This window comes from Paenibacillus sp. GbtcB18 (assembly GCF_019091125.1).
Lineage (GTDB): Bacteria > Bacillota > Bacilli > Paenibacillales > NBRC-103111 > Paenibacillus_F > Paenibacillus_F chitinolyticus.
Window position 1 is genome coordinate 490,030 of record NZ_JAGXJX010000002.1, and the last position, 25,854, is coordinate 515,883.

Below are 25,854 nucleotides of genomic sequence, written 5' to 3' on the forward strand. Positions count from 1 at the left end.
AAACCAGAATACCGTTATCGCGTTTATATGAAAAAGGGGCGTTCCCGCGGGCCTGAAAACGCAGGCAGGCCTCGCGGTGCGGCCGTTTAAGGATCTCCGGCCTTAGAGCAGCTCCAGCCTTACCCGGCTGCCGCGCCCGGACGGTTCGGCCGGTTCGACGATCAGCTTGCGCGGCAGCCGGGCCCTCAGCTCCGGCACGTGCGAGATAACGCCGACCGCTAGCCGGTCCATATGGAGCTTCTCAAGAGAGGTGACCACCATATCCAGCAGATCCTGGTCGAGGGTGCCGAACCCTTCGTCCAGGAAGAAAAACTCCAGGGGCACCTCGCCCTTGAGCTGGATCTGCGCCGACAAGGCAAGCGCGAGCGCGAGCGACGTCAGGAACGTTTCGCCGCCGGACAGCGTGCCGACCGGGCGCTTCACCCCGCCGGATCCGTCGTCGCGGATCACGAAGCCGCCGCCGGAGTCCACCTCAATCGCGTAGCGCTGCCGGGTGAGCTGCCCGAGCCGCTGCGAAGCGGCACGGCTCACCTGCATCAGCTGCTCCTCCGCGAGGAATTCGACGAAGGCGTTCGCTTTCAGCACGGACTGCAGCTTCGCCAGACGGCCGTGCAAGGTCTGCTGCGCGCTGCGCCGCTCTTCCAGCCGGCGCCACTGCTCGTGCTTCGCCTGCAGCTCCTCGCAGTCGCGTTCCGCCTTGGCGCGGACCGCGAGCGCGGCCTCGTCGCGCTCCTGGGCTTCGCGCAGCTCGTGCAGCATGCCGGTCCAGTCTTCTTCGCCGACCGTCCGCCCGGCAAGCTGCTCCCGCAGCTGAGCGAGCCGGGAGCGGAGCGTCTGCTCGCGCTCGCGGTGACGCCGCGCCTCCGCGCTCCACTCGGCGCGCTGCGCTTCGGCGACGTACGCGCTCCGTACGGCGTCGGCATCCGCGAAGGAGGACGCCTTCAGCGCGCGGTCCAGCCGCTCCCGCGCCTCTGCGAGCTGCCCGGCCGCGGATGCGGCGGCCTGTTCGGCCGCGCTGAGCGCCCGGGCCGCCTCCTGCTGCTCGCGGCGGGCCTGCTCGTGCGCGAGCCGGGTTTGCTCCGCGCGGGTGCGCAGCGCATCGAGCTCGGCCTGAGCCGCCGCGATCTGGCGCGGCACCGGCTCCCCGCCGACGCGCTCGTGCAGCTGCTGCGCCTTCTCGGCGGCGAGCTGGGACAGCCCCTGCAGCTTGGTCGCGAGCTGCAGGGCGGTTTTGTCGAGCTCCGCCGCCTCGGTGCGGAGCTGCTCGATCTTCGCGAGCACCCCGTCGATGAACGGGATGCTCTTCTCGATGCGGCCGCGCAGCTCCTCCGCCTGGCGCTCCTGCTCGCCCAGCTGCTTCAGGCGAGCCTCCACGGTGTCCAGCTCCAGGCCCCGGGCGCCGAACCGCTTCCGCCAGGCGTCTTCCCGGCCGCGGATGCTCTGCTCCAAAGCCTGCGCTTTGGCTTCGTCGGTCTGAAGGGCCGCGCGCTGCGAACGCAGCTCCGCCTCGGCGGCCTGCATGCCGGTTTCAAGCGGCTTCAGCCGTTTCAGGAGGGCTTGGAAGCCCGCTTCGAGCTCTGCCGCCAAACGGCCTACACGAGCGGTCTCCGCTTGGGGCCCTTCGAAAGCGGCCAGATTCCGCAGCGCTTCGCCCTCAGAGATTCCGGCTTCGCCTTGCAGGATACGAGCGGTGGCGGCGAGGCATTCTGCCGCCTCTGCGGACGCAGCCGATATGCCGTCTTTGCCGTCTGTCAGATCCGCGGTACCTACCGTGAGCTTATCAAGCGGCAGCTCCAGATCCGCCCCAACCGCCGCAGCCGCTTCCGCCAGCATGAGAGCCGCTTCGACGTCCGCATGGTCGGTCTCGTCCCCGGAAGCGGATTCGGCGGTAGGCTTGCTTGCCTGATCCGTTCCGGCGCGCTCATGCTCAAGCGCCCGCTTGGCGAGACTATCAAGGCCGAAAACGTGACGGTCCGTCTCCATTCCGGCTTCCCGGATGGCGCGAAGGAGCGTTTCGCATTCCTCTGCGCTGGGGGAAGCCTTCTCCGCCTCCTCTTCTTCTTCGCGGTATGGAGCCGGATGCTCCACAGCGCCGCATACGGGGCAGGGCTGCCCTTCGTGCAGTTCGTGTGCCAGCTTCCCGGCCAGATTCCGCAGCTCGCGCTCGCGATCTTCCCGTTTGCGGATCTGAAGTACTGCGGCCGCCGCTTCTTCCTGCTTCGCCAGCCGTTGACGCAGCTGCAGAGCTTCCGTCCTGCCCGCGCCGAGTTCACCGAGCCAGCGGGCAAACTGTTCCGTCCAAGCGGTCAGTTCCCCGGCACGGACCGCCAGCTCGCGCTCTCCGGCCTCCATCGACCGGCGTCTGACGCCGGTCTCCTGCCGCAGCTCCTGAAGCTGGCGCATCTGCATGTCCAGCTCCCTTTTGGCGTCACACGCTTCTTGGAGAAGGCTGCGCTGCTCGTAGCCGACCTCTACGCTTTTCAGTGTTTCTTTCAGCTCCGCCTGCTTGCCCAGCGCCTTTTCCTTCGTCTCCCGCTCCTTGCGGAATGCTTCTTTCACCGCGGAAAGCTGCGAAAGCAGTTGTTCCTCGCTCGTTTTGAGACCTTCGCACTGCTTGTGAAGGTCGGCAAGCTGACGCTCCTGATCCAGTGCCTGGTTCAAATGCTCCAGCCGGATCAGCAGCGGCTCTTCGCTTCCGGCCAGCTCCTGCCGGGCCTGCTCGGACGCCTGCAAAGCCGTGTCTAATTTCACTTCGGCTTGGCTGGAGCGGTCCTTTGCCTGAGCGATCCGCCCCCGGTGCTCCGCCTCTGCTTTCGCCGAAGCTTCCGCGTGCTCGACATAAGGACGCAGCTTCTCCGCTTCCTCCGCGCGCTTCAGGTTATCTTCGCGCTGACGGATTCCCGGCTCTTCTTCCTCGGTTTTACGGAGTTCCAGCTCCGTCTGCCGCTCATCCTTTTGCACGCTTACAATCTGCTTCATCTCCTCGTAGCGAGCGGATGCCTGCTGAAAAAGCTTGCGCTGGACGACGGCATACTCAGCCGCCTCTTTCAGCCTCTCGCCGGCCTGGGCCAGCGCTTCTTCGGATGCGTCTCCAAGTCCCTGCTGCTCGGCGGCGATCTGTTTAAGCAGGCCGTCGGCTTCTTTCAGCCGTCCGCTTACGCGCGCGCTGAGATGATCGCCGTAAGCTTCAAGGTGGAACAGCCGCTGAAGCATCTGCCGCCGGTCTTTGCCGGTCAGCGAAAGAAATTCGGCGAATTTCCCCTGAGGAAGCACCACGGCGCGGGTAAAATCCTGCATGGACAACCCGAGCACCTGGTGGACCCGGTTGGTTACATCCGTCGATTTATCGGCCAGTACGACCGGCTCCTCCCCGCTCAGGCGGACAAAACGGCTTACGGTATTCGTAACCGAGACGTCCGAGCCTCTCTTGAACTGACGGTCCACCCGGTACCGGACGGCGCCCGTCGGATGGCTGAGTTCGAAAGTAAACGAGACTGCCAGCGTATTCTCGGCATGGTTCATGATCCCCTGGGTACCGCCGGAGGCCCGTTCGACTTTGCCGTAAAGCGCCAGCGTCAGGGCGTCCAGAATGGACGATTTCCCGCTTCCCGTCGGTCCGAAAATACCGAACACCCCGGCATCGCACAATTGCGTAAAATCTATTTCCTGTGATTCCCGGTAGCTTTGCAGACCGGACATTTGCAGCCGTATCGGACGCATACGTTTCGCCTCCCTTTATTCGGCCTGCTCCGGGCCGTCCGAATGATCCTGCAGCAGCTCCATAAAGAGCTGCACGAGCTCGGGCTCGGGCTTCGCCCCGCCCGTCTGCCGTTCGTAGAACCGGCGGAACAGCTCGTCCACCGGCAGACCCGCGCTGGACAGTGCGGCCGCTTCTTCCTCGGCCGGCTGCTGCTGCGGATAGACCGGTTTGATATGGATAAACCCGCTGTGCGCCTTGCGCAGGGTTTGAATGTCGTGCAGCGACATCGCTTCCGCAATGTGGATTTCCAGGTCGATCCACGCGTTTGCGTCCCGCCCTTCATCCAGCCAGCGGTGCACCTCCGCCAGTCCTTCCTTTGCTTTCCAGTTCACCAGCGGGCGGCCGGATGTCAAATAGATTTCTTCAATCGAGGCCGGTTCTCCCGGTTTGACGTCCAGCACGGTCAGCGACTTGGCCTGGCCCGCTTCGGAAAAGCTGTAGGCAAGCGGGGAACCGCAGTAGCGGATGGGGCTCTGCGCTTTAAGCGTCTGCGGACGATGCAGGTGGCCGAGCGCCACATACTGCGCGCCGACATCGAGTGCCGATGTATCGACCGTGTACGCTCCGCCGACCTGAATCGGACGCTCCGATTCGCTTTCTTTTCCCCCGAGCACGTAAATGTGGCTCATGATCAGGTTTACGGTATCGGGACGAAAGCCCGCCGTTTGAGCCTTGACCAGCTCGCCTACCCGTTCAGAGTAAGCTCTCCTGAGCACTTCTTCGCCGGCGTCGTCGCTGAGCAGCTCGCCCAGCCGCGACTCGGACGGATACGGCAGCGCAAACAGTTTGGCCGTCTCGCCGGTTCTCGGAATTCCGATCTCCATCAGGCCCGCTTTCGGCAGCCCGATCAGAGAGATTCCCTGCGCCTTGGCAAGTGGGGAAGACGCCCCCAGACGGTCCGGATGATCGTGGTTGCCGGAAATGACGACAACTTCCCTGCGGCCGTCCTCGGCCAGCCTGGACAGAGCGTCGTAAAAAAGCTGCTCCGCAGCGGCAGGCGGATTGACGGTGTCGTACACATCTCCCGCCAGCAGCACGAGATCGATACTCCCTTCTCTGACAATACGGACGAGTTCGTCCACGAAAGCAACCTGTTCCTCAAACCGGCTCCGCCCTTCCAGGGTTCTCCCCAAGTGCCAGTCACCGGTGTGCAGTATGCGCATACCTATCCCCCAAATCTGATTGTATCTGTAAAAACGGCCGGCCCGCCTTAATCAAGCGGTTTTGGTCCGGCCTCTTCCGTTTAAATTTCCACCACGTGCCCGCCGTCAAAGAAAAACAGGTAGGTTCCCGCCAGCTTGCGCTTCCAGATTTTTTCCACTGCCTGTCCGTACAAGCCGAGCTGGATCTTGTATCTTTCGCGAAGCGCTTCGAGGCCGACGCCTTTGACACGGTCCGTCTTGTAATCGAGCATAATCAGATTGCCGTCCGATTCGAACAGGCAGTCGATCACCCCCTGCACAAGCACCGTCTCCTCGCGGGTCGACGCATCCGCTTTCGGGTAGACACGACCGGCGGGAAGCCCCAAGCTGAAAGGCACTTCACGCCATACCCGGGTAGCGGCGGCAAGCTTCAGACCGATCTGCGTCCGGAAAAAGCCCGCAAGGATTTCCGTATCCACCGCTCTTGCTTGAGCGGGGGTAAGCAGTTCCTTGTCGATCATGTCACGGATAACAACTTCCACCGCTTGCGGCGTCACTTCCTTCAGCGGCATATGCTGCATGACGGCGTGAAAAACGGTTCCCCGCTCCGCAGGGGTCAATTTCTTCTCTTCCATAAAACGGGGACGCCTTAGAAGCGACGTTCTTGCCGAGGAACCCGCCGAAGGTGTACCGGGTACGGAAGCACCGGACGGAACTTCCCCGCCCGCTTCATCAGGGGGATCAACCGGCCCGCGCGCTCCTTGCGTGCCTTGCGCCGTTTGCGATTCCTGTGTGTCCCCTGCGTCTTGTGTGCCCTGTGACCCTACTTCCGGGTCCTGTACGTTTTCTGCCTTTTGCGTGTCTTCTGCGTCCAGTGCGTCCTGCGTCTTTTCCGGCTCTTGTTCTTCCTGCACGAGCGCGGGGCTGTCCATAAAAGTCGTCAGATCAAAAACCGGATTCCCTCCGCTGCGAATTCCTTCCGTATCGCCCGGAGAAGCAGGCGTGCCGGGAAAATGCTCCGCGTTCAGCCGGGAAGCTTCCGCCGCCCCCGCCATTTTCAGCAGCCGGGTGGGCAAAATGAGCCCGCTCCCCGGGCTCGGCATCAGCTCGGCCGACGGAATTTCTTCATGAACGGACGTTTTCGAAAAATAAGCGGTCGCCTGGGCAAACGGATACGTCCACGACAGCGACTTCGCAAGCGCAACGTCCCACTCCCCGGTAAAAGTCGGCACCTTGTTCAAGTGTTTCAGCGCCTCCAGGCGGTCCGCCTGAATCGTGACGGATTCGTCGGCTTTCCCCATGGCCGCCAGCTCCTCGGGCGCAATCACTTCGAAGCTCCACTTGGAGCCGTCTGCCGCCAACGCCGGAGGACTGTGTTCCTGAAGACCGGCTTTCTCTCTCCACAAAGACGCATCCCGGTGCCGCATGAGTGCGGGTCCCAGCCAGTCCAGGTAGCTGCGCGCACGCGCGACTTCGTCGTCCGGAAGCGGCCAGTTGTCGCTCTCCAGGTGCCTGCCCCAGCCTTGGAGCTGCTTGTCCAGCGAGCGGACCGTGCCGAGCAGGAACAGCTTCTCCCGTGCCCGAGTGAGCGCCACATACAGGACGCGCAGTTCCTCGGCAAGCGTCTCAATGCGCATCCGGCGCCGGATCGCAAGCTGCGGTAGGGTCGGATAGCCGACCCGCAGCTTCGTATCCACAAAGCGCGGACCGAAGCCCAGTTCCTTATGGATCAGGAACGGGTCGAGCAGATCGCGCTGGTTGAACATTTTGCCGAGTCCGGCCACGAAAACGACCGGAAACTCGAGCCCTTTACTCTTGTGGATGGACATGATCCGCACGACGTCCTCCTGCTCGCCCAGCGCCCGGGCGGTACCGAGATCGCCACCGGTGTCCTTCATCCGCTCGATAAAGCGGAGAAACCGGAAAAGCCCGCGCAGCGAAGTGTTCTCGTACTGCCTCGCCCGGTCATAAAGCGCCCTGAGGTTCGCCTGGCGTTGCTGCCCTCCGGGCATCGCTCCAACGAAGTCGAAGTAGCCGGTGTCCCCGTACACCTTCCAGATGAGACGGGCGAGCGCTCCCTGCCGGGCTTCGCTCCGCCACTCTTCCAGCCGTCGCAGAAAATCCGTGATTTTGCCGCGGAGTTCCTCATCCGGCTTCCACTCCCCGGCCTCCTGTAAATCGCTTCCGCCCTCCGCGCCGCCCAGGGGGCGGATTCCTTGGGCGTAAGCCCGGACCGCCTCGTAGAACGGGATATTTTTGCCGGAAATGCGCAGGGAAGCCAGTTCATCCGCCGTCAAGCCGACGATCGGCGAACGGAGGACACCCGCAAGCGGAACGTCCTGATACGGGTTGTCTATCACTTTCAGCAGCGCGAGCATGACTTCGACTTCCGTCGCCGTAAAATACCCGGTATTCAAATCGGCGTAAGCCGGAATGCCAAGCTGCCTTAATTCTTCAATAAAAATCGGCGACCACTGCTGGGTAGCGCGCAGCAGAATGACCATATCCCGGTACGTGGCGGGTCTCATGGAGCCGGACCGTTTATCGTACACGAGGTAAGGCTGTCCGTCCAGCGGATCGAGCATGGCCTGTATTTTGCGGGCAATCGCCCGGGCTTCCATCTGAGCGGTTTCCAGCTCCTGGCCTTCCAGGATGCCGCCCAGCTCGCCCTCCTGCTCCTCGGCTGAAATCTCCCCGGCCGCCTCCTCCGCATCGGTCTCTTCTCCGTCAGACGCCTGTCCGGCTGCCGCACGGTCGATGAGCATCATTTCAACGGACAGGTCCTGGCCTTCGGCCGCCGGATAAGACGCGCCGTTCACCAGCTCCGCCCGCTCGTCGTAAGCAATGTCGCCGACGCCCTCATTCATGATCTGCCGGAAAATAAAGTTGACGGCATCGACTACCTCCGCCCGGCTTCTAAAGTTCCGGGCCAGGTCGATCCGTCTTCCCGGACCGCTGCCGTCTCCGGTGAAGCTCTTGTACTTCTCCAGAAAAAGCCCGGGCTCCGCCAGCCGGAAGCGGTAAATGCTCTGCTTCACGTCGCCGACCATAAATCGGTTGCCCGGGAGCGGTTCGGCGATCAGTTCGACGATGGCTTCCTGGACGCGGTTCGTGTCCTGGTACTCGTCAAGCAGCACCTCCGCGAACTGCTCCCTGTATTCGAGCGCCGCCCGCGAAGGGATCAGGCGATCCGGCTCAGACTCTTCGGCGCGCAGAATGCGCAGGCAGAAATGCTCCAGGTCGGCGAAATCAACGAGACCTTTGGCGGCCTTGGCCTTGCTGTAGCGCCCCCCGAAGTCGATGACGAGATCGACCAGCGCGTGAATGACGGGCGCCATTTCCCGCGTTTCCTCCAGAAACCGCTCCGGCGGCCGCCCGAACAATTCTTCCTGAAGGGAAGTGATGCGTTCCTTGGCCCGGCTCCGCAGTTGTTTCACCTGCTCCTGGAGCTGCGGGTCCACTTCGTCTTTCTTGCACGGTTTGAGCTTCCCGAAAGACACGGACTGAAACGCACTGAACAGAATGTCCCACGGATAGTTCTCGGCTATGTCCGTAAGTCCCTCGACCATGGTCAGATCATCCTGTACGGCTGTCGCGTAAGGAAGCGGGCCGCCCGGCTGCCCGGTAATTTCGTGAGCCTGCCTCAAGAGCTCGGCGGTCCCCCGGAGTTCCAGACGGACATCGTCGGTGAGGCCCTTGAGCCAGAACTCCGCCGGCGCGCCTTCGCCTTCATTCCCGGCTTCTGGGGCCTTATCCGCATTCTCCGCCGTAAGGACGAAATCGGCACTTCCGGTATCCTCCGGTGTATTTGCCGGATATATTCCTGCGATCGCTTCCTTGTCGCTTGAATCGGCCGGACTCGTCCGTTCCGCTTCCGGGTTTATCGCAGGTTCCGCCGCATTTACCGAAGCGGTTTCCTCCACAGTTCTGACAACAGCCGAAGCCGCAGCCGCTTCCGCATAGCCTTCGCTTACTTCCGCCAAGGCGGCCGTCATTTCATCCTCACCGGAAGAACCGCTGCCCGTGATCAGTTCGTAGTTCTTCGGTCCGAACATCAGCGCCATCTCACGCAGCCAATGTTCCGGCCACGGATGACTGCGCGACTCGTCGTACAGCTTCTGAATCAGCAGATGGAGGGGAACGTCGCTGCGCTCGCCGCCGAACGTATCGACCAGCCGCCAGAACGGGCTGTCTTCCCCGCTTTCCCCGTAATACTGCTCCATCATTTCTTCGAGCTGGTCGTGCCGCATCAGCTCCGCTTCCGTCTCGTTGGCGATGCGGAACCCGGGGTCGAGCCGAATCAGGCTGTAGTGTCTGCGGATAACTTCCAGACAGAAGGAATGAAGGGTCGTCACGGAAGCCCGCCCCATCAGGGCAAGCTGCCGCTTCAAGTGCTGAGAGTCCGGGTTTGACGTCAGCTCTTTTTCCAGCGCCTCGCGTATTCTCTGCTTCATTTCGGCTGCGGCCGCCTTCGTAAAGGTCGCGACCAGCAGACGGTCCACATCCAGGGGAGAAGACTCGTCGGAAATGCGGCGGATAATCCGCTCGACCAGTACGGCCGTTTTCCCCGAGCCGGCCGCTGCGGCCACAAGCATGTTTTGCCCCCGCAGGGCGATGGCGTCCCACTGCTCATCCGTCCAGGTGGTTCCCGAAGGTTTCATTCTAGGTGTCGTTGTCATCGGTCTTGCTCCTCCTTTCCGCTTCCCGTCTCTTTCCTGGTCAGTTCGGCCCAGACGCGGTCGCGTCCGATTTTGGCCAGATGTTTGGGCTCGTTGCCGTCCAGCGCGGGATCAAATTGGCACACCGCCTTGTAAGAACAGTGCTGGCAAGCCGTTTTATTGCCCGTGCGGTAAGGGGTGATATCCACCCGTCCCTCCGTAATCTCCGTGCCGATATCGCGGATCCGGTCCCGCACATAACCGCGCAGGGTATCCCACTGCTCTTCCGAAGCGACGGAGGACGATTTATAAAAGCCTCCATCCTTGGACAAGGCGGCCGGTACCAACTGGGAGTGGCCCGCTGCGCCCGCAAGGTCGCTGTCCATCATTTTCACGACTTCCGGATCGGCCATAAGGAGTCCTTTCATCTTGTACCGCTTACGCAGTTCTTTCTCTACGTCCTGGACAGTCATGCCGTTCGTGAACTGAAGCAGGGGATTGTGCACATGAAAATACAGCACCCCTGCCGGTGTGGCGCTCATGCCGAGCCACTGGGGCGCATGAGTTAAGATCACGTCCAGATACGTGAGCATCTGAAGAGACAAACCGTAGTAGACGCTGGACAAATCCAGCGCAGTCGGGCTTGACTTGTAATCGATCACGCGAAGCAGCAGACCGCTGTCTCCCCGGGCCTGGTCCACTCTGTCGATCCGTCCGATAATTTCCATCGTGCATCCGTTGTCGAGCTGGAACGTCAGAGAAGGCAGCATGCCCCCCGGCCCGAAATCGATTTCGAGCCCCACCGGTGAAAACAGGCTGCGCTTCGCGTGCTCGCCCAGCATGACGGCCGCTTTGCCCACAACCTGCTTCAGCTTGTGGGAAATATACCGGTACCGCTTGGAGCTCAGGAGAATTTCGCCTTGGAGCCGTGGCGCAAGCCGGTCGACGACGTCGGATGTCCGCCGGTAGGTTTCTTCCGTGCTCAGGCTCGCCCAATCGACTTTGTCCTCCTGCAGACCGCGCACGAACAAGTTGAGCGCGCCGTGAAACAGCTGCCCGATATCCGGAGCTTCCAGACGGAACACCCGGCGCTCTTTGAGTTTGAGGCCGTGTGTCAGGAAGTGAGCGAACGGGCACGCGACATAGCGCTCCATCCGGGATACGCTCGCACGGAGATGACGGCCGTACAGAAGACGGCTCGTTTCCCGTGGCAGCCTGTCCTCCCGGTTGGCATAAAGCAGCCCTTGAACGAGGCGGTTCATGCTGCCCTTCCACTCCGGCTCTCCCGCAAAATAGTTGTATGTGCCCCACCACAAATCGCCGATGGCCGCTCCTCTCATCCACTGCTTCAGCTGGACGCCGAGGTAAGACATCGCCCGCGAGGGGTTTTGCATATAGGAAAGCTGTTCCTCTGCGGACATAAGCGGCGAAGGCTCGCCCATCCACTGAACCTCGCGCAGCTCGGGAAACAGTCCCTTCACCTGGCGGATCAGTTCCGAGGGAAGCAGCGATTTGCCTTCTTCATCGGCAAGCGGGTAAGACAAGGACAACCGGCGGCTCGGAACGGCCAGTGAAGAGTAAATCAGGAAAGACTCGTCCAGCAGCCTCCGTCGGTTTCCGTCCGCCATCGGCAGCCCCGTCTGAAGCAGCAGCTCGCGTTCCGCTTCGGCCAGAACGCCGTCTTCCGTCGGCGACGCCGGAATGACCCCGTCGCTGACGCCGAGTATGAAGGCGTACCGGATTTTCATGGAACGGGTACGGTCCATACTGCCGACGAGCACCTGGTCGAGCGCCGGAGGAACGAGGCCGAGCTTGATGCTCTCCAGCCCGGTTTCCAGCAGCTCGCCGTACAGCTCGGCCGATATTTCTTCGTCGCCCATCAGCTCGACCAGCTGATCGAGCAGATCCATCAGGCTGCCCCAGATCTGGCTGTGCTCCCGGGCTTTCTCCGGCCGGCCGTTTGCAGCCGCCTCCGCATACCACTGTTCCAGCCGCTCCGGCGCATGCACGACTTCCAGAAGCTCGTACAGTGCCTGCGTTCTCGACTGGACCGTTTTGGCCCGCTTGAGATTTTTCTGGAAAGCGAGCAGCGGCTCCGCCACCCATTCCCGGGTCTGCTGAATTTCCTGCAGATAACGCTCCTCCGCCTCATTCGCCGCCGTCTCTTCGTCTTCCAGCGAGGCCCTGCTGCGGTGAGTCCACGGCTTGCCGTCGGTCCACCTGTTCCCCTGGATTCCGTAGGAGAGCACGTAATTTTCGAGGCGGTCCATCGCCGCCCTCTGCTCTGTCAGCGTCTTCGCTCCCGCTTCTTCGGCGTCCCCGTTCCAAGGCAGGAGAAGGTCTGTTTTTACGCAGCGGAATACCGCATCGTAGCCCCAGTTATGCAGCACCGTTTCCAAAGCCGAGCGGATGAATTCCGCAAGAGGGTGATGCAGCACCGTTCTTTTCTGGTCAAAAAAGTGAGGAATCCCGTAATCGGTAAAAGCGGTCTCCAGCAGATCCTCGTAGTCCGCCATGTTGCGGACCATCACGGCCATATCCCGCCAGCGGACTCCCTGTTCGCGGGCCAGCCTCGTCATTTCCCGGGCTACACCTTCGGCTTCGGCCCTGCGGTTGACGGCGGCGTAAAGCGAAAGCTGCTCCCGTTCGCCGGGTCCGGCCGGAAGATACGGGCTGCCGTACCGGCCGATGCGCTGCTCAAACGAGTTCTCCAGATGGGCGAGCATCGGACTGGCGGCGAACCGGGGCGACAGAACAGGCTGAACGGTCACGGTCTCAGCCGGCCCGGCGCCTACGGCATCCACCAGCTCCTGGAGCTGCACCATCGTACGCGCCGTCGGGTGGAACAGATCCAGCTCGTCCGGAATCTCTCCGGCATAATAAGGCCGGTTCACGCAGAGCGACACCGTGGTCACGGCTCCGTGCTCAAAAAGCCCCTTTACCACCATCAGCTCCTGGGGCGTAAAACCGTGGAACCCGTCGATCCAAATCTGCGCGTCCCGAACAAGCGACGACTGTCCGAGCTCCTCGGCCAGTTTGGCCAGCGTTCCTTCCCCGTCGAGATACCGGAGCGAAATTTCGTGTTCGAAAGCCCCGTAAATCAATTGGAGATCCCGCATTTTATCCCGCAGGAGCTGCTTTTTGCTGCCGAGAAAATCGTCGTACATGTCCACATGTTCGCGGAGACTCTCTCCCGTCACACAGTAGCGCCTCCACTCCGCGAACAGATCGTTCAGCCGGTCGACGAAGCCTGTCTGCTCGTACACCGACCGGTAAAAACGCAGATCGCCTTTCCTCTTATGCAAAAGCTTGTGCAGAAGAAGCTTCTTCCCTACGTCGTCGATAGGCTGGCGGGCCGTTCCGCCTCTCTCCTGCATCACCCTCCAGGCCAGACGGCGGAAGCTGAGCACCTGCGCGCGTATCGTTCCGCCCACATCGGGATGATCGACAAGCGCCAGCTCCGTCTGAAAAGTCGCCTGCTCGGGTACGATCAGAATCAAAGGCGGCCCCTCCGGCCGCTGTTTCAAGTTCTCTATGATTTCATCCATGCAGAGCTTGCTTTTGCCGCTCCCTGCACGGCCGGTTATAAAACGTACGGGCATGTCGGGTACGCCCCTTTCGCCATGTTACTTGTCCCCGTGGGGAATCTATGTTCTCTATCGCTCTATTGTAACATAAGTTGCGAGAGGGGAGGCAAGCGGCGGGCATGGGACTATTTTCATTTTTAGCCGTTCAAAGCCCGCGTGCCCACGTTCGGTTCAGACGTCACGTTGTTAGGATTGTTGGTTAAACTTCCGAAGCTGTCACCCGGCGAAAACGCTGCGGCTCCGCCGCTCATTTTGTTGTTGCTTGACATCACGATACAAGCGGCATTTCCGATTTGAACGTTGGAACTGTTAGAAACACTGTTGATTTTGATACTCCCGATAATTGAACCCACCATCCGAACCCCCTCCAAACCAGACTGACCGTGTTTCATTCTATGTATAAGAGGGCCCAAGTGTCACTTTCCCGCTTTATTCCCTTCCGGATGGAGAGGCGCTTTGACGGATAGGTTTTTTTTGCACCAAAAAAGGCGGTCCGAGGACCGCCCTTCTCATTACGTTTGCCGGGAGAAACGTTAGGCACGCGTCCCGTTTCCCGTAAGGAACACTTTCGCTTTCGCTTACTCTTCCTCTTCCGCCTCTGCCTCATAGCGGCAGACGAATCTTTCCGTGCCGGGGTATTTCTCTCCCAGCGAACTTATCGTAAAGCCGATGCTGCGGTAAAAATCGACGGCGTCCTCGTCCGTCTCCGCCACGATTTCCCGGGGCTTTTTCAGCTGGATTAGCTCCAGGATCTGTCCCCGGCCGTAACCGGCCCCTCTGCACTCCGGATGCACGGCCAAGTGGTGGATCGTCAAAGTTCCTTCCGCATCCGCCGAAAATCCGACCAGCCCGATAAGGTCTCCTTCCGATTCGTATCCGTACAGCTCGCGCTCCGGTGCCTGCCCGTAGAACCGCACCGCATCTTCCACGGATTCAGGGTCCGGAAACACCGCATAGCCGAGCAGTTCTCTGACTTTTTCCTGGTCCGTTTGCGATTTTATATTTTTGAGCATGGAAATCCCTCCATTTTGTAGTCCGAATCATGCCATAACATTCTGTATATAAGGCCCATCCGCTTACCCGATGTAAGGCAGGAGGTAGATGACAAGCGTGACCGTGAACATGCTGAGCACGGTAGACATAAACACGGCCTGCGAAGAAAACTCCGGCTCGTTGTCGTACTCGACCGCCAGCAGAACACTGCTGAGGGAAGTCGGCACGGCGCAGGACAAGACAAGCGCCTGCGCCATCACGCCGTGAAGTCCCAGCAGCCAGACGACGCCCAGACCGATCAGCGGGCCCATGCACAGCCGCAGGAAATTCGACCAGAGCACGTCGGAGAACCGGAAAGCCCACTTCATGCCGCCGAGCTGGACGCCCAGGGTAAGCAGAGCCGTCGCCATAAAGCCGTCCGCGATATAATGCAGCGGAATACTAAGCGGCTGGGGCACCGCGATCTGATAATGCCGCAGAACGAAAGCGAGCGGAATCATGTAAATCGTCGGCAGGTAAGCGACCGTTTTCAATATATCTTTCCAACTGCTCTTATGGGCGTTAACGTTGTAAACACCGAGCGTATTGGGCAGCAGATTCTGCATCATCATCACGATCATCTGCACGGACAAGGTGAACGCATCCCCGACAAATACCATCTGATTGAGCGGAATCGCGTAATTGGCGCTGTTGTAAAAAATAATGCTGTTGCGCATGGCTCCTTTCATTCCGCCCTTGTACCTGCGGATGCGCACGAACAATTCGGTCATCACGGAAATGGCCGTAAAAAACAGCAGGAAGAACAAAAGCACCTGACCGAGAATCGCCACGGATAACTCCGATTCGTACAGCTTAACGAAAACCAGCGCAGGAGCAAATACGTAAAAATTCAACTTCGACAACGTCTTGATATCCAGTCGGAACGCACGGAACATCGCCGCACCGATCAGAATCATTACCGCCAGCGGCACGATATTGTTGAGAAAGATATGTATAAAATAGGTCATGCTTTCATCACTTCTCGTCAGTTAGTCGGGAAAGAAATATCAGACAACCAAACCTATATATGGTAAAATGGACAAGTACAATCGAAATCGGTTCCCTTATAAGCGAGAAAGGAGGTAAACGAATGAAAAAAATCGTCGTCCTGATCTTTGCCGCTTTTTTTGCCTTTTCCGCCAACGCGTCGGCAGCCTATACGGCCGTCTCCCAAGACCTGTACGTCAGCCAAGCCGCGCCGCACAAAGCGAGCATAGGACTGTGGAGCACAACGAACGAGGTCGTTCAGATAACGGTTTATTCGAAGAGCCCGAACGGACAACTCAGCCCCCTCTACTCCAAAAACGTAGCTATCGGTCCGGCCGTGGCAAGCCCGGTAGAAATTTCCGTAGGTTACTTATCCCCGGGAACGTACGTTATTAAAGGAGAGTTCCAAGGCAGCTACGGCAGCCTGGGTCCCGTCAGTCTTTATCCCTCCTTTTAAACAGGCATGTGAAAACGCAGCAACCACTGATCATTCTCAGTGGTTGTTTTTTGTTTTCGCTGTTTTTAGTCGGCCTTCAGCGCTCTTCCCTTGTCATCGAGAAAAAATTTCGCCTTCCGGACCGTATCTTCTTTGACCATTATCACTCTTCTGACCGAGGGATCCGATTTATCGACTTTCGTTTCCCAGCCGTCCGTATTCACCAGCTCTAAAATCTCGTCCAGGCTCATGGATTTATATCCGTAAAAGCCGCTTAGTCCGGCCCATTCTTTCAAAAGGACCTTAACCCGATAATCCAGCTTGTCCAGCGACTCGCTATCTGCGTTCTTTCTTTTACCCATCTTCATTAACTCCCCTGTGTGCAAATTGAAATCCGTCAATGATATTCCGACTCTTCACTTTACCACGATCTCGACCCGCGTTCCATCGGGAAGTTTATCTAGCTGATTGCCGATCCAAGATCCGGCCCCCCGGTTGTCCGAAGGTTTGATGTAAGCGATATCCGCTCCCTTGCCGCCTTCCGCGCACATTGCCATCGGCCATTCGTCGCGGTCGTAATTCTTTTTGGTCGCGACACCGGCCAGGGACTGCCTGCGGTTCTCCTCGGCTCCCTTCCGGTCGATCGTGCAGACGGACGAAGCTCCTTTTGCAATCGCATCTTTAATGTGCTTGGCGGTTTCGGGATACTTGTCGCTCGGGAAATAGATCGTCTGATCGGCAGAAGTGCTCTTGCCCGTCTCGCCGTCGAACAAACCGAGGCTTTTAGCGACGACCGAAACGAGTACAATCAGCAGAAAAAGAAAAATCGAGGCCGCTTTCTTGTTCTTTTTTCGTTTTTTGTTCATGGTGTCCATCCGTATTCTATGTAGTGGCTATCCTTGCCATTGTATCATACAAACGCGCTTTCCGGACGCAAAAAAACCGCCGCAGGGCTTCGCCCCGCGCGGTTTAATCCCGTCAGCCGCCGCTTATCGGCGGTTGGCTGCGCGGATTCTTTTGAGCTGATTGACGTGGGCGTCTCGTGGATGGCGATAAAATGCGCCCACTGGGCGGCGTTCATTTCAAAACCCGCCGGATGCCGGAATAAAAAAAGCCGGAGACCGCGGTCAGCGGCTCCGTACTTCAAAAATGGCAAACTTCAGATAATTTCCTTCGTCGACCCCGAGCAGGCGCGGATGATCTTTGCCCGCGGCGCGGAATTCGACCAGCCGGAGTATCTTCCCGGCATCGACGGCAGCCGCATGGACAGTCTCCAGGAACAGCTCCGGCGCCATGTGGTACGAGCAGGAAGCCGTCACCAGATAGCCGCCTTCGTTGACCAGCTTCATCCCGTGCAGGTTAATGTCCTTGTAGCCGCGGCAGGCGCCCTCGACGGCGCTGCGCGTCTTCGCAAAGGCCGGCGGATCGAGAATGACAACGTCCCACGTCCGTCCTTCCCCGACGGGTTTGGAGGTGTCGACCTTCGCGCCTTGTCCGGCCAGCGCTCTCTGGCGCCGTTCCTCGACTCCCTTCACCTGTCTGCGCAGGTATTCGAAAGCGTCGGCCACGACGAACTCGACCCGGTCTTCGAATCCGTTCAGCTTGACGTTCGTACGTGCGCTCTCCACCGCATGCTCGGAAATGTCCAGGCAGGTCACTTTCTTCGCCCCGTATTTGCACGCATGCAGCGTAAAGCTGCCGGTATGCGAGAAACATTCGAGCACCGTGGCCCCGTCCCAGTACGGAAACGTGACGACTTTGCCGTTCGCGTTAACCGGCAGCCGCCGCATCTGTCCCTCGTGGTCCACCTCGCGGACGGCGATGCCGCTTTCGGCTCCCCAGCCCTTCATAAGCGGCTCGGTTGCCGCGCGGTTTTCCCTCTGGTCGAAGAAATAGCCCGTCTTCTGTCCCTGCTCGATATCGACTTCGATATGAAGACCGTTCTCGAGAATGCGGACGTAACGCGGACATTCCCCATAAAGCGCACCCGTGGTCTGCGTCAGACCCTCCAGCTCTCTCACCGGCACGTCGCTGCGCTCGTAAATGCCCTGAGGCGCGAACACTTCCACCAAAGCCGCCGTGATCGCTTCCCGGCACACATCCATGCCGAGCGTCAAAATCTGCACCACGAGGACGTCCGCAAATTTATCGACGGTAAGCCCGGGCAGAAAATCCGCTTCCCCGTACACGAGACGGTAAGAATCCGAATCGTGCAAAAACCGTGCCCGGTGTCTGGCGCAGCGTTCGAAACGCTCGACAAAAAACTCCTTCGTCATCGCTTCAAGCGGTTTATAACTGACTACCCGTCCGGTAATCTGGGACTTCGGATTGTAGTAAGCCGACGCGAGCGGCTGCCCGGCATGGGTCCGCACTTCCACGACCTGTCCGGGAACGGGCTCGCCTTCCACGCGTTCGATTTCGCTTGCGAAAATCCAGGGATGGCCCTGTTCAAGCCGTTTTTTTCTTTTTTTCTGTAAAACGATTGCTGCCATTGTAAGGCTCCTTCCTCCTGCCAAAACCCCCGTCCTGCCTGGACGGGAAGCACATCAAATCAATCGGGGCGAGCGGGGTGCTTGTCATGCCCTCCGCCGCCCGCTCATATACTGCTAAGACAACCCCGTTCTACGCGGAATAACGATTAAAGGAGCAGGACCTATGTGGCTATCACTGGCTCTCCCCCTACTCGCAGGGCTGTCTGTCTTCTTATTCGGGATGAAAATGATGGAGCTGGCCTTAAACCAGCTGGCCGGGCCCCATATATACCGGTTTCTCGAAACCGCCACCCGGACGCCGGCCCACGGCCTCGTCACCGGAACCGCGCTGACGGCGCTGCTCCAAAGCAGCAGCGCCGTCACGGTGATCTCGATCGGCCTGGTCAACGCCGGCGTCCTGACTTTTCCGAGAACGCTCGGCATCATTCTCGGCACGAACATCGGCACGTGCCTGACGACCGAGCTGATCGGGCTGAACCTCGGCGCAGCCGCGCTGCCGCTGCTGCTGGCGTCCAGCGCCGTGTGGCTCGCCAGCTGGCTGCCGGGTCCCGGCCGGCGTCAAGCGGGCGCGGGCGGGGCAGCCGTCGCCGGCAGCAGGCCCGGGGGCTTCGCTCCCGGCGACGCAAAGACGGGCCCCGCCGTTACTCCGGCGCCGGCTTTTCGAAGCGGCGGCACCCGGGCGGGGCGGCCTGCCGGCTCGGCGTGTACAGACGACGGCCCCGCAGCCGGTTCTCGCCCGGCGCCGGACCGCGCCCGTCCGCCGGTCCGCACGGAGGCGCCCGGTTCCTCCCACGCGCATGATGATTTCCGTCCGGATTCGAGGCAGGCCGGCAACCAAGGCCCTGCGCAGGAACCGCCCGCCGGACGCGGCTGGCTGCACGCCGTCCGCTATGCCGCGCTGGCCGCGGCCGGCTTCGCCCTCGTGCTGATCGGCATCCGGATCATGCAGAGCATCGGCCCGGCCCTTCAGCATCAGGGCCTGTTCGCCTGGTTTCTCGAGCAGGCCCGGGTCAGCCTGCTGTGGGGCGTCATCGCCGGCGCGGCCGTCGCCGCTCTGATCCACAGCTCCAGCGCGGTCATCGTGATGGCCATGGGCTTTGCGGCAAGCGGAGTCATATCGCCTGAACTCGGCATCGCCGTCACCCTGGGCTCCAATGTCGGGACGTGCGTAACCGCCTGGCTCGCCAGCATCGGGGGCACGCGGGCTGGCGTGTTCGTAGCCTGGTCGCATATTTTGCTCAACGTGGGAGGCACGGTGCTCTTCTTCCCGATGATCGGCCTGCTTCAAGAGGTCTCGTCCTGGATGACCGCCGATCCGTCGGCGCAAATCGCCCGCGCCCAAACTCTTTTTAACGTGGCCAGTTCACTTATTGCGCTGCCGTTCTGCTACCTCCCTTTCAGTAGGAAGAAGAACCTGCAGCCCCGGACATAAGAGCGACGCCGGAACTTGTGCCCAGACGCTGCGCTCCGGCTTCTATCATGCTGCGGGCCGTTTCCAGATCACGGACACCGCCGGAAGCTTTGACACGAACGGCTGCGGATACGGATTGCCGCATGAGACGCACGTGCTCGGCAGTCGCTCCTCCGGGTCCGAACCCGGTAGAAGTTTTCACGAAAGCGGCGCCGGCTTCTTCGGCAAGACGGCAGGCAAGTACAATCTGCTCGTCGCTCAGAAATCCCGTCTCCAGAATCACCTTCACGATCGCCCGGCCTTTCACGGCATCCACGACTTGCCGGATATCGTCCCGCACCGCTTCGGCGTTTCCTTCCAGAAGGCTGCCCACCGCCAGAACCATATCAATCTCTTCCGCTCCGGACTCCGCCGCTTTTGCCGCTTCGAAAGCTTTGACCTCCGGCAGAGACGCGCCGAGAGGAAAACCGACAACCGCGCATACTTTCACCGCGGTGCCCTTAAGCTCCTCTCTGCACAGGGGCACCCATCCGCTGTTCACGCACACGCTGTAGAAGCCGAACTCCTTCGCTTCTCCGCAAAGCTTACGGATAGCGCCGCTCTGCGCTTCCGGCTTTAAGAGCGTATGATCGATATAAGACGCCAGATCGCTAATCCCTGTCATACGAGCCTCACCTCGTATCCGAGTTTTTGCAAAGCCGCAAGCACAACCCCGTCGTTGTTATCGTATCCCGATTCCGCCTGCTTCTTCCAAGCGGTTTCCGGACTCATCCATTCCACTCCGCTGATTTCTTCTATCTGAGCCTGCAGATCGCCTCCGACCGCTTCCACCAGATAATAATGAACTTCCTTATCCACGGTGCCATGCTCCGAATGCTCGTAACGGTATGAGATCACATCCAGCGGTTCCACGATCCGGCCCGCAATGCCCGTTTCCTCCGCGATTTCCCGCAGCGCCGTCTCCTCTATCGTTTCGCCCGGCTCCATCTTTCCTTTGGGCAGCGTCATTTTCCCGAAACGGTCCTGAATCAGCTGCACCTCCGTGCGTCCCTCCTGCTTGCGGAACACTACGCCGCCTCCCGAAATCTCCTTCATCGGAACCATCCTTTCCAGCCTCCGGCCTGAGCCGGGGTCATTCTTTACATTCTAACGAATAAACAGGGAGACAAGCAACGGAAAGAAGGCAGCTGCGCTTCTTTTTTTGTATGAGATTTTCGAAGCTTTCCGGTTAGTGGAAAATTTAGAGACTTTCTTTAGATTAGAGACTTATAAAATTATGTTTATAAAATCTTAATCTGGAATATATTGCTTAAAAATCATTTATTTTGTTTAATTATAGTTGGGTATGTTGCCCAAATTTACATTTTACAGGAGGTAACTTATGTTAGGTAAAAAATCAATGATCGCAGTCACATGTACGGGCCTCATGTTCTCTTCCCTGATGATAGCCAACTCCGCATCCGCAACCGAGACGTGTGGAGGGTATTTGTCCAATATGACGGACCCTCTCGCAATCAGAATGGAAAACGGAGAGAAAGTAATCTGGGACAATGTAGACCCCGTCCTGATTCAAAAACGGGACAAGTACGTCAGCCTGCTGAAGCAGAAAAACTGGACGATCACCTTCAACTCGGCTTACCGTCCGTACCAGTATCAGCGGCATTTGTATGAAATCGTGCAGAATGCTTCCAAATCGTCCTGCGTGGCGGCGGAAAAAGCGGCGCACGGACTCGGCACGGAAGTCGCGAAACCCAGCAATACCGCTCCGCACACTCGCGGCATCGCGTTCGACGCCATCGTAAAGGACTCGGCGGGCAACGCCCTGAACGGCAGAACGTTCGTCAACAGCCAGCTGAAAGACGTGGCGGCGCAGGCCGGCCTCAGCTTCCCGCTTCCGACGACCGACGGCGTTCACCATATTGTTGCCGGCGGATCCACGACACCGGACGACGGCGTGCTCAGGCTCGGAGACCAAGGTCCGGAAGTAACGGAACTGCAGCAGCAGCTTAACAAAGTCGGCTACACGGTTTCCACGGACGGCATCTTCGGCAGCGGCACGGATACCGCGGTGAAACAGTTCCAGTCCGCGCACGGCCTGGTTTCCGACGGAATCGTAGGCGTGGCGACCAACGCCAAGCTGGACACGCTTTCCACCACGACGACCGTACTCCGCTCGGGCAGCTCCGGCGACGAAGTGAAAGTTCTTCAGCGTCTGCTGACCAAAAAAGGCTACACGGTCACGGCCGACGGAATTTTCGGCAGCGGAACGGATACGGCCGTGAAGAAATTCCAGACGGCTAACTCGCTTACTTCGGACGGAATCGTCGGTTCCGCTACTTGGTCTAAATTAAGACAGTAAATTCCGGACTCATATGATTTTTCCTATTTATTTATAAAAAAAGCCCGCTCCCTATTAAGGTGAGCGGGCTTTTCCAGTTCTTCTTAAGCTCCTCGGTGTTCGTTCTCGTTTTACGGCAAGCTTATCGTGCGGGTCCGAACCGGAACGCACGCGTCCCTTCCCCGTCTCCGGCCAAGCACCCGCCGGTTCAGTTGCCGACCGCTGCCTCGTCACCCGCCGGCGAAGACGAAGGGACGGGGCTCTGCCGGGAGGCGCTCACCCCGGACCCCGCAGTGCCGCCTTCCTCCTGCTTCGCCGGCGCCGGAGGCTTCGCAGTCGGCTGCGCGGAGGCCGTAGGCGCAGTCTCGCCCTTCGGCGGCTTTACTCCCGGCGATGGCGGCGGGGTCGTCTCCCCTGAAGGCTTCTCTGTACCTTCCGGCGGCTCTTTGCCCGCGACGGGGGGCTTCACGCTTCCCGTCCCGTCCTTGGGCGGCGGGCTTCCGGTACCCGCCGCCGGGGTCGCTTCCCCTCCGGGAGCGGTGATCGTCCCATCCGCCGGCGTTTGATACGGCGACGGCGATGGCGGCGGAGTCACGGGCGGTTCCCCCGCCGTAGAGTCCTCCGTCCGCGTGTGGCTTCCGCTTCGGCGCTCTCCCGAATCAACGGCGGCGTAAGCTTTGCCGCTCTCCCCGTTGATCCGCTGGATTTTACCTCCGGCAAGGCGGTAGCCTCGGGGAGCTTTGAAAGCGGTGACCGGCTGTCCCTTGAGCGCCTGACTCATGATTTTCTGGAAAATGGCGGCCGGAAGCTTATCGCCGCCTGTCGTCAGGTAATGCTCGCGGTTCGTCACCGGGTAACCGACCCACACGGCCGTCACCAGTTCCGGCGTATAGCCGACAAACCACGCATCCTTGGAGCCGTCGATAACGCCCCCGGATGAAGTGCGGAACTCGGCCACATCAGGAAGCTGCGTCGTTCCCGTTTTGCCCGCCACATCGCGGTTAAGCCTTGCGTTGCGGCCCGAGCCCTCCGTAATAACCTTCTGGAGCATTTCCGACATCGTGTAGGCCGTATCGGCATCGATCACCCGCTCCGTTTTCGTTTTCTGCTCCAGGATGACGTTGCCGTTTCGGTCTTTCACCTGGGTAACCGCGTAAGCGTGAGCCAGGCTGCCGCCATTCGCATACATCGTGTAAGCCTGCGCCATAACTAGCGGAGAAGTGCCGTATTTCATGCCGCCAAGGGCAAGGCCGTAAACCCGGTCGTCGTCTTCCAGCGGAAGACCGGCTTTGCGTCCGAAGGCCAGCGCCTTCTCGATGCCCACTTCCTTCATCATCGCCACGGCGGGCACATTATAGGACTGGGCCAGGGCTTCCTCCATCGTCACCCAGCCGTGGAACCGGTGGCCGTAATTGTTCGGCTTGTAGCCTCCGGCGAATTCCGTTTCCACATCGTTGATCAGATCGCCGGGCTTGAAGCCGGCCAGCAGCGCCGGCGTGTACACGACCAGGGGCTTGATCGTCGAGCCCGGCTGGCGCTGAAGCTGCGTCGCGTAATTAAACGCCCGGAACTCCTTCGTTTCGCTGCGGGAACCGACCAGCCCTTTAACCGCGCCCGTCTTCGCATCCAGAACGACGACGGAGCTCTGCAACCCGCCTTTGTCTCCGGGGAAATTTTTCTTGTCCCAGTAAACGGCTTCCGCCGCATCCTGCACTTTCGGGTCCAAATTCGTGTAAATTTCCAGCCCCGCCGATAAAATTTCCTGCTCGGACATTTTCGTTTTATCCAGCGTCTCCTGAATGACATAATCCACGTAAGTGGGGTACTTGTTGCTTGCCGAAAGAGACGTATTCTCCGTCAGCTTAATGGGTTCGTTCTGGGCAAGGTCGCGTTCCTCGGCCGTAATTTTCCCCTGCGACGCCATCATGCCGAGCACGAGGTCCCGGCGCTCTTTCGCTTTATCGGGATTGTTAAGCGGCGAATACGCATTCGGCGACTTGGGCAGCCCCGCAAGCAGCGCCGCCTCCGCCAGCGTAAGCTCCTGTGTCTTTTTACCGAAATAGATCTGCGAAGCCCGCTCAATCCCCCAGGCGCCGCGCCCGTAGTAAATATAATTGAGATACAGCTCCAAAATCTGCTCTTTGCCGTAATTGTTTTCAATCTTAAGCGCAGCCACCGCTTCATTTATTTTGCGCTCAAGCGTCTGCTCCGAGCTGAAAAGCTTCACTTTGGCAAGCTGCTGGGTAATCGTACTCCCTCCCTGCACAACCTCCCCGTTCTTCACATTTGTAAACAACGCGCGGCTCAGACCCTTGTAATCAATCCCGTCATGTTCGTAAAACCGGGAATCTTCCACCGCAACAATCGCATCCGTGAGCGCTTTCGGAAACGCCGAATACGGAACATATTCCATTCTGGAATTGGTCAGCTCCGTAATCAGCTCCTTATTCACATCGTAAATCCGCAGCGGCATCGGCGGTTCCTGCGCCAGCTTCGAAAGATCCGTCTGCCGGTACATCTCGATTCCCGTCTTCGCTGCCCACGCTCCTGCACCAAGTACAACGACTAATGCTCCCAGAACGACAAAACCGGCGATTTTACGCGCTGTTCTCTTCTTCTTCGGTGTCGTTCGGTCCTTTTTTCCGGGCTTATCCGTCTGCTCGGTGTCGGCCATGCGTCCCCCTCCATCCAGCTGTGTATGTAACATGCCTGCTACCTATTACCACCGGGAAAACGAGTTTTAAACACACGGCGCGTTTTTGCCCATGAAAAAACGGACCCCCGCCTCTGCAGGCAGCCGATCCGCAGCTTCTTTTTTCTCTATTTTCCTATCCGATAAAAAAAGTGTGCGACCGCTCTCCGAAAAACTTGTACAGCCAACCTGCTTTGATGCGCCCTGTGCTCCGCCAGCCGTTATTTGCCTGCGGCAGCCTGCTTCAGCGCCTGCTCGATAAAAGAATTATCCACCACCTTGGTCACGTCGATTTTCTGCTTGATCGCGTCTTGGGAGAGCATAAAATCCGCCGTCGACTGCTGCGCCTCCACAAATTCCGGCGTAATGACCGCGTTCAGCGGTTCGAGGTTGCTCAGCACTTTCCGCACAATCTCGGGGTCCAGCTTTTTGGCCTTGGCCAAAATACCGACCGCCTCCTCCTGATGTTCCGTCAGCCACAGCCTGGCTTCCTCGTACGTTTTCAGGAAAAGCACCGTCAACTCCGGGTGTTCCCGGGTAAACTCGCTGCGCGCGACGATAAAGCCCGGTCCGAGCAGATCGAGCTGCTTTCCGTCCGCCAGCACCGATGCGCCTCCCGTCACGACTTCGCTCGTTATAAACGGCTCCCAGACCGCCCAGGCATCCACCGCCCCCGTCTGGAATGCGGGCCTCGCCTCATCAGGCTGAAGCTGGACGATTTTAATGTCGTCAGGCTTTAAACCGGCTTGGACGATTGCCCTGTACAGGAAAATCCAGCCGCTGCTGCCTTTGGCCACGGCGATTTTTTTGCCTTTGAGATCCCGCACCGTTTGGAGCGGACTGCCTTTCGGAACGAGAATCGCGTTCCCTTTCTTCCCGTCGCCGCTTACGGCGATTTCTTTAAACTCCACCTTGCCCGCCTGGGCGGCAATGACAGGCCCGTTTCCGACGATCCCGAAGTCGAGCCGTCCGGCCGTAATGGACTCGAAATGGGGAGGGCCGCTCTGAAACTCCTGCCACTTGACCTCCGCCCCCGCTTTCGCGAATGCTTCCTCGAACCATTTCTTCTCCCGGGCGATCAGCAGCGGTCCCAGGCTCTGCTGGATTCCGATGCTCACCGTCACTTTGTCTTTCCCGTTTTGTCCGGCGGGGGCCGCCCCTTCCGTTAACGCTTGCTCCCCTTTGCCGATGCAGCCCGAAAGCAGCAGAATCATCAGGAACGCAAAGGGTATCGCCCACCTGTATCGACGCTTTTCCTTATCCGCCGCCGGAGCCGTTTCACGTGCAGCTTTCATTCTTTCTCCCCTTTCGTTCCGGTT

General features: G+C 59.5%; 18 protein-coding genes. 3 read left to right on the plus strand and 15 right to left on the minus strand.

What is annotated here, in order from left to right; translation table 11 throughout:
- Positions 1-102 precede the first annotated feature (102 nt).
- The 7 genes from KVT34_RS07540 to KVT34_RS07570 all read right to left on the minus strand — a co-directional run bounded on the left by KVT34_RS07540 (position 103) and on the right by KVT34_RS07570 (position 15,147).
- A complete protein-coding gene (locus tag KVT34_RS07540; protein ID WP_217557964.1) occupies positions 103-3,720 on the minus strand; it encodes an AAA family ATPase in 3,618 nt (1,205 codons plus the stop codon).
- Positions 3,721-3,735: 15 nt separating this feature from the next.
- Positions 3,736-4,923, minus strand: a complete 1,188-nt coding sequence (locus KVT34_RS07545) for an exonuclease SbcCD subunit D (protein WP_217557965.1) — start codon at positions 4,921-4,923, stop codon at positions 3,736-3,738.
- Positions 4,924-5,003: 80 nt separating this feature from the next.
- Positions 5,004-9,581 carry a helicase-exonuclease AddAB subunit AddA gene (addA, locus tag KVT34_RS07550; RefSeq protein ID WP_217557966.1) on the minus strand — a complete coding sequence of 1,526 codons (4,578 nt, stop codon included), beginning with the start codon at positions 9,579-9,581 and terminating at the stop codon, positions 5,004-5,006.
- Complete coding sequence (gene addB, locus KVT34_RS07555; protein ID WP_217557967.1) at positions 9,578-13,162, minus strand: helicase-exonuclease AddAB subunit AddB; 3,585 nt, start codon at positions 13,160-13,162, stop codon at positions 9,578-9,580. Before addB ends, addA begins: the two co-directional genes overlap by 4 nt.
- 122 nt (positions 13,163-13,284) lie before the next feature.
- Positions 13,285-13,503, minus strand: a complete 219-nt coding sequence (locus KVT34_RS07560; protein ID WP_217557969.1) for a spore germination protein — start codon at positions 13,501-13,503, stop codon at positions 13,285-13,287.
- A gap of 222 nt (positions 13,504-13,725) precedes the next feature.
- Positions 13,726-14,160 carry a GNAT family N-acetyltransferase gene (locus KVT34_RS07565; RefSeq protein WP_217557971.1) on the minus strand — a complete coding sequence of 145 codons (435 nt, stop codon included), beginning with the start codon at positions 14,158-14,160 and terminating at the stop codon, positions 13,726-13,728.
- Positions 14,161-14,223: 63 nt separating this feature from the next.
- Entirely contained in the window at positions 14,224-15,147 is a 924-nt protein-coding gene (locus tag KVT34_RS07570; RefSeq protein WP_217557972.1) for an AEC family transporter, read from the minus strand.
- A 122-nt stretch (positions 15,148-15,269) separates the two neighbouring features.
- Between KVT34_RS07570 and KVT34_RS07575 the strand changes: the two genes are divergently transcribed.
- Positions 15,270-15,623, plus strand: coding sequence for a hypothetical protein (locus KVT34_RS07575; RefSeq protein WP_217557973.1), 354 nt, complete (start codon positions 15,270-15,272; stop codon positions 15,621-15,623).
- Between the two features lie 65 nt (positions 15,624-15,688).
- Here KVT34_RS07575 and KVT34_RS07580 read toward each other — a convergent pair whose 3' ends face one another.
- Genes KVT34_RS07580 through KVT34_RS07595 form a run of 4 tightly spaced genes read right to left on the minus strand, consistent with a single transcriptional unit; the run spans position 15,689 to position 18,094 of the window.
- Complete coding sequence (locus tag KVT34_RS07580; RefSeq protein WP_217557974.1) at positions 15,689-15,964, minus strand: hypothetical protein; 276 nt, start codon at positions 15,962-15,964, stop codon at positions 15,689-15,691.
- 54 nt (positions 15,965-16,018) lie between these two features.
- Positions 16,019-16,468 carry a NucA/NucB deoxyribonuclease domain-containing protein gene (locus tag KVT34_RS07585; RefSeq protein ID WP_217557975.1) on the minus strand — a complete coding sequence of 150 codons (450 nt, stop codon included), beginning with the start codon at positions 16,466-16,468 and terminating at the stop codon, positions 16,019-16,021.
- Positions 16,469-16,512: 44 nt separating this feature from the next.
- Positions 16,513-16,683 carry a hypothetical protein gene (locus tag KVT34_RS31710; RefSeq protein WP_254634642.1) on the minus strand — a complete coding sequence of 57 codons (171 nt, stop codon included), beginning with the start codon at positions 16,681-16,683 and terminating at the stop codon, positions 16,513-16,515.
- 46 nt (positions 16,684-16,729) lie between these two features.
- Positions 16,730-18,094 (minus strand): class I SAM-dependent rRNA methyltransferase, encoded by a 1,365-nt coding sequence (locus KVT34_RS07595; RefSeq protein WP_217557976.1) that lies wholly within the window; start codon positions 18,092-18,094, stop codon positions 16,730-16,732.
- A 163-nt stretch (positions 18,095-18,257) separates the two neighbouring features.
- On the opposite strand from KVT34_RS07595, the gene KVT34_RS07600 reads away from it, so the two are divergent.
- Positions 18,258-19,526, plus strand: a complete 1,269-nt coding sequence (locus KVT34_RS07600) for a Na/Pi cotransporter family protein (protein WP_217557977.1) — start codon at positions 18,258-18,260, stop codon at positions 19,524-19,526.
- Here the strand turns inward: KVT34_RS07600 and deoC are convergent.
- Together deoC and KVT34_RS07610 are read right to left on the minus strand one after the other, a co-directional pair.
- Positions 19,492-20,169: a deoxyribose-phosphate aldolase gene (gene deoC / locus KVT34_RS07605; protein WP_217557979.1), complete on the minus strand. Its 678-nt coding sequence runs from the start codon at positions 20,167-20,169 to the stop codon at positions 19,492-19,494. The two genes, KVT34_RS07600 and deoC, sit on opposite strands and share 35 nt — an antisense overlap.
- Positions 20,166-20,609, minus strand: coding sequence for an NUDIX hydrolase (locus KVT34_RS07610; RefSeq protein ID WP_217557980.1), 444 nt, complete (start codon positions 20,607-20,609; stop codon positions 20,166-20,168). Before KVT34_RS07610 ends, deoC begins: the two co-directional genes overlap by 4 nt.
- A gap of 277 nt (positions 20,610-20,886) precedes the next feature.
- On the opposite strand from KVT34_RS07610, the gene KVT34_RS07615 reads away from it, so the two are divergent.
- Complete coding sequence (locus KVT34_RS07615) at positions 20,887-21,864, plus strand: peptidoglycan-binding protein (RefSeq protein WP_009675408.1); 978 nt, start codon at positions 20,887-20,889, stop codon at positions 21,862-21,864.
- A 187-nt stretch (positions 21,865-22,051) separates the two neighbouring features.
- Here KVT34_RS07615 and KVT34_RS07620 read toward each other — a convergent pair whose 3' ends face one another.
- Both KVT34_RS07620 and KVT34_RS07625 read right to left on the minus strand, forming a co-directional pair.
- The gene (locus tag KVT34_RS07620; RefSeq protein WP_217557981.1) at positions 22,052-24,517 is read right to left on the minus strand and encodes a PBP1A family penicillin-binding protein; all 2,466 of its coding nucleotides are present in this window, start codon (positions 24,515-24,517) and stop codon (positions 22,052-22,054) included.
- 239 nt (positions 24,518-24,756) lie between these two features.
- The gene (locus KVT34_RS07625; RefSeq protein WP_217557982.1) at positions 24,757-25,830 is read right to left on the minus strand and encodes an aliphatic sulfonate ABC transporter substrate-binding protein; all 1,074 of its coding nucleotides are present in this window, start codon (positions 25,828-25,830) and stop codon (positions 24,757-24,759) included.
- Positions 25,831-25,854 lie beyond the last annotated feature (24 nt).

Coding starts and splice junctions, on each gene's coding strand:
- KVT34_RS07595 (WP_217557976.1), bottom strand. CDS start 18,094: ATGGCAGCAATCGTTTTACAGAAAAAAAGAAAAAAACGGCTTGAACAG.
- KVT34_RS07565 (WP_217557971.1), bottom strand. CDS start 14,160: ATGCTCAAAAATATAAAATCGCAAACGGACCAGGAAAAAGTCAGAGAA.
- KVT34_RS07600 (WP_217557977.1), top strand. CDS start 18,258: ATGTGGCTATCACTGGCTCTCCCCCTACTCGCAGGGCTGTCTGTCTTC.
- addA (WP_217557966.1), bottom strand. CDS start 9,581: ATGACAACGACACCTAGAATGAAACCTTCGGGAACCACCTGGACGGAT.
- KVT34_RS07585 (WP_217557975.1), bottom strand. CDS start 16,468: ATGAACAAAAAACGAAAAAAGAACAAGAAAGCGGCCTCGATTTTTCTT.
- KVT34_RS07610 (WP_217557980.1), bottom strand. CDS start 20,609: ATGGTTCCGATGAAGGAGATTTCGGGAGGCGGCGTAGTGTTCCGCAAG.
- KVT34_RS07570 (WP_217557972.1), bottom strand. CDS start 15,147: ATGACCTATTTTATACATATCTTTCTCAACAATATCGTGCCGCTGGCG.
- KVT34_RS07625 (WP_217557982.1), bottom strand. CDS start 25,830: ATGAAAGCTGCACGTGAAACGGCTCCGGCGGCGGATAAGGAAAAGCGT.
- KVT34_RS07545 (WP_217557965.1), bottom strand. CDS start 4,923: ATGCGCATACTGCACACCGGTGACTGGCACTTGGGGAGAACCCTGGAA.
- deoC (WP_217557979.1), bottom strand. CDS start 20,169: ATGACAGGGATTAGCGATCTGGCGTCTTATATCGATCATACGCTCTTA.
- KVT34_RS07575 (WP_217557973.1), top strand. CDS start 15,270: ATGAAAAAAATCGTCGTCCTGATCTTTGCCGCTTTTTTTGCCTTTTCC.
- KVT34_RS31710 (WP_254634642.1), bottom strand. CDS start 16,683: ATGAACGCCGCCCAGTGGGCGCATTTTATCGCCATCCACGAGACGCCC.
- KVT34_RS07620 (WP_217557981.1), bottom strand. CDS start 24,517: ATGGCCGACACCGAGCAGACGGATAAGCCCGGAAAAAAGGACCGAACG.
- KVT34_RS07560 (WP_217557969.1), bottom strand. CDS start 13,503: ATGGTGGGTTCAATTATCGGGAGTATCAAAATCAACAGTGTTTCTAAC.
- KVT34_RS07580 (WP_217557974.1), bottom strand. CDS start 15,964: ATGGGTAAAAGAAAGAACGCAGATAGCGAGTCGCTGGACAAGCTGGAT.
- KVT34_RS07615 (WP_009675408.1), top strand. CDS start 20,887: ATGTTAGGTAAAAAATCAATGATCGCAGTCACATGTACGGGCCTCATG.
- KVT34_RS07540 (WP_217557964.1), bottom strand. CDS start 3,720: ATGCGTCCGATACGGCTGCAAATGTCCGGTCTGCAAAGCTACCGGGAA.
- addB (WP_217557967.1), bottom strand. CDS start 13,162: ATGCCCGTACGTTTTATAACCGGCCGTGCAGGGAGCGGCAAAAGCAAG.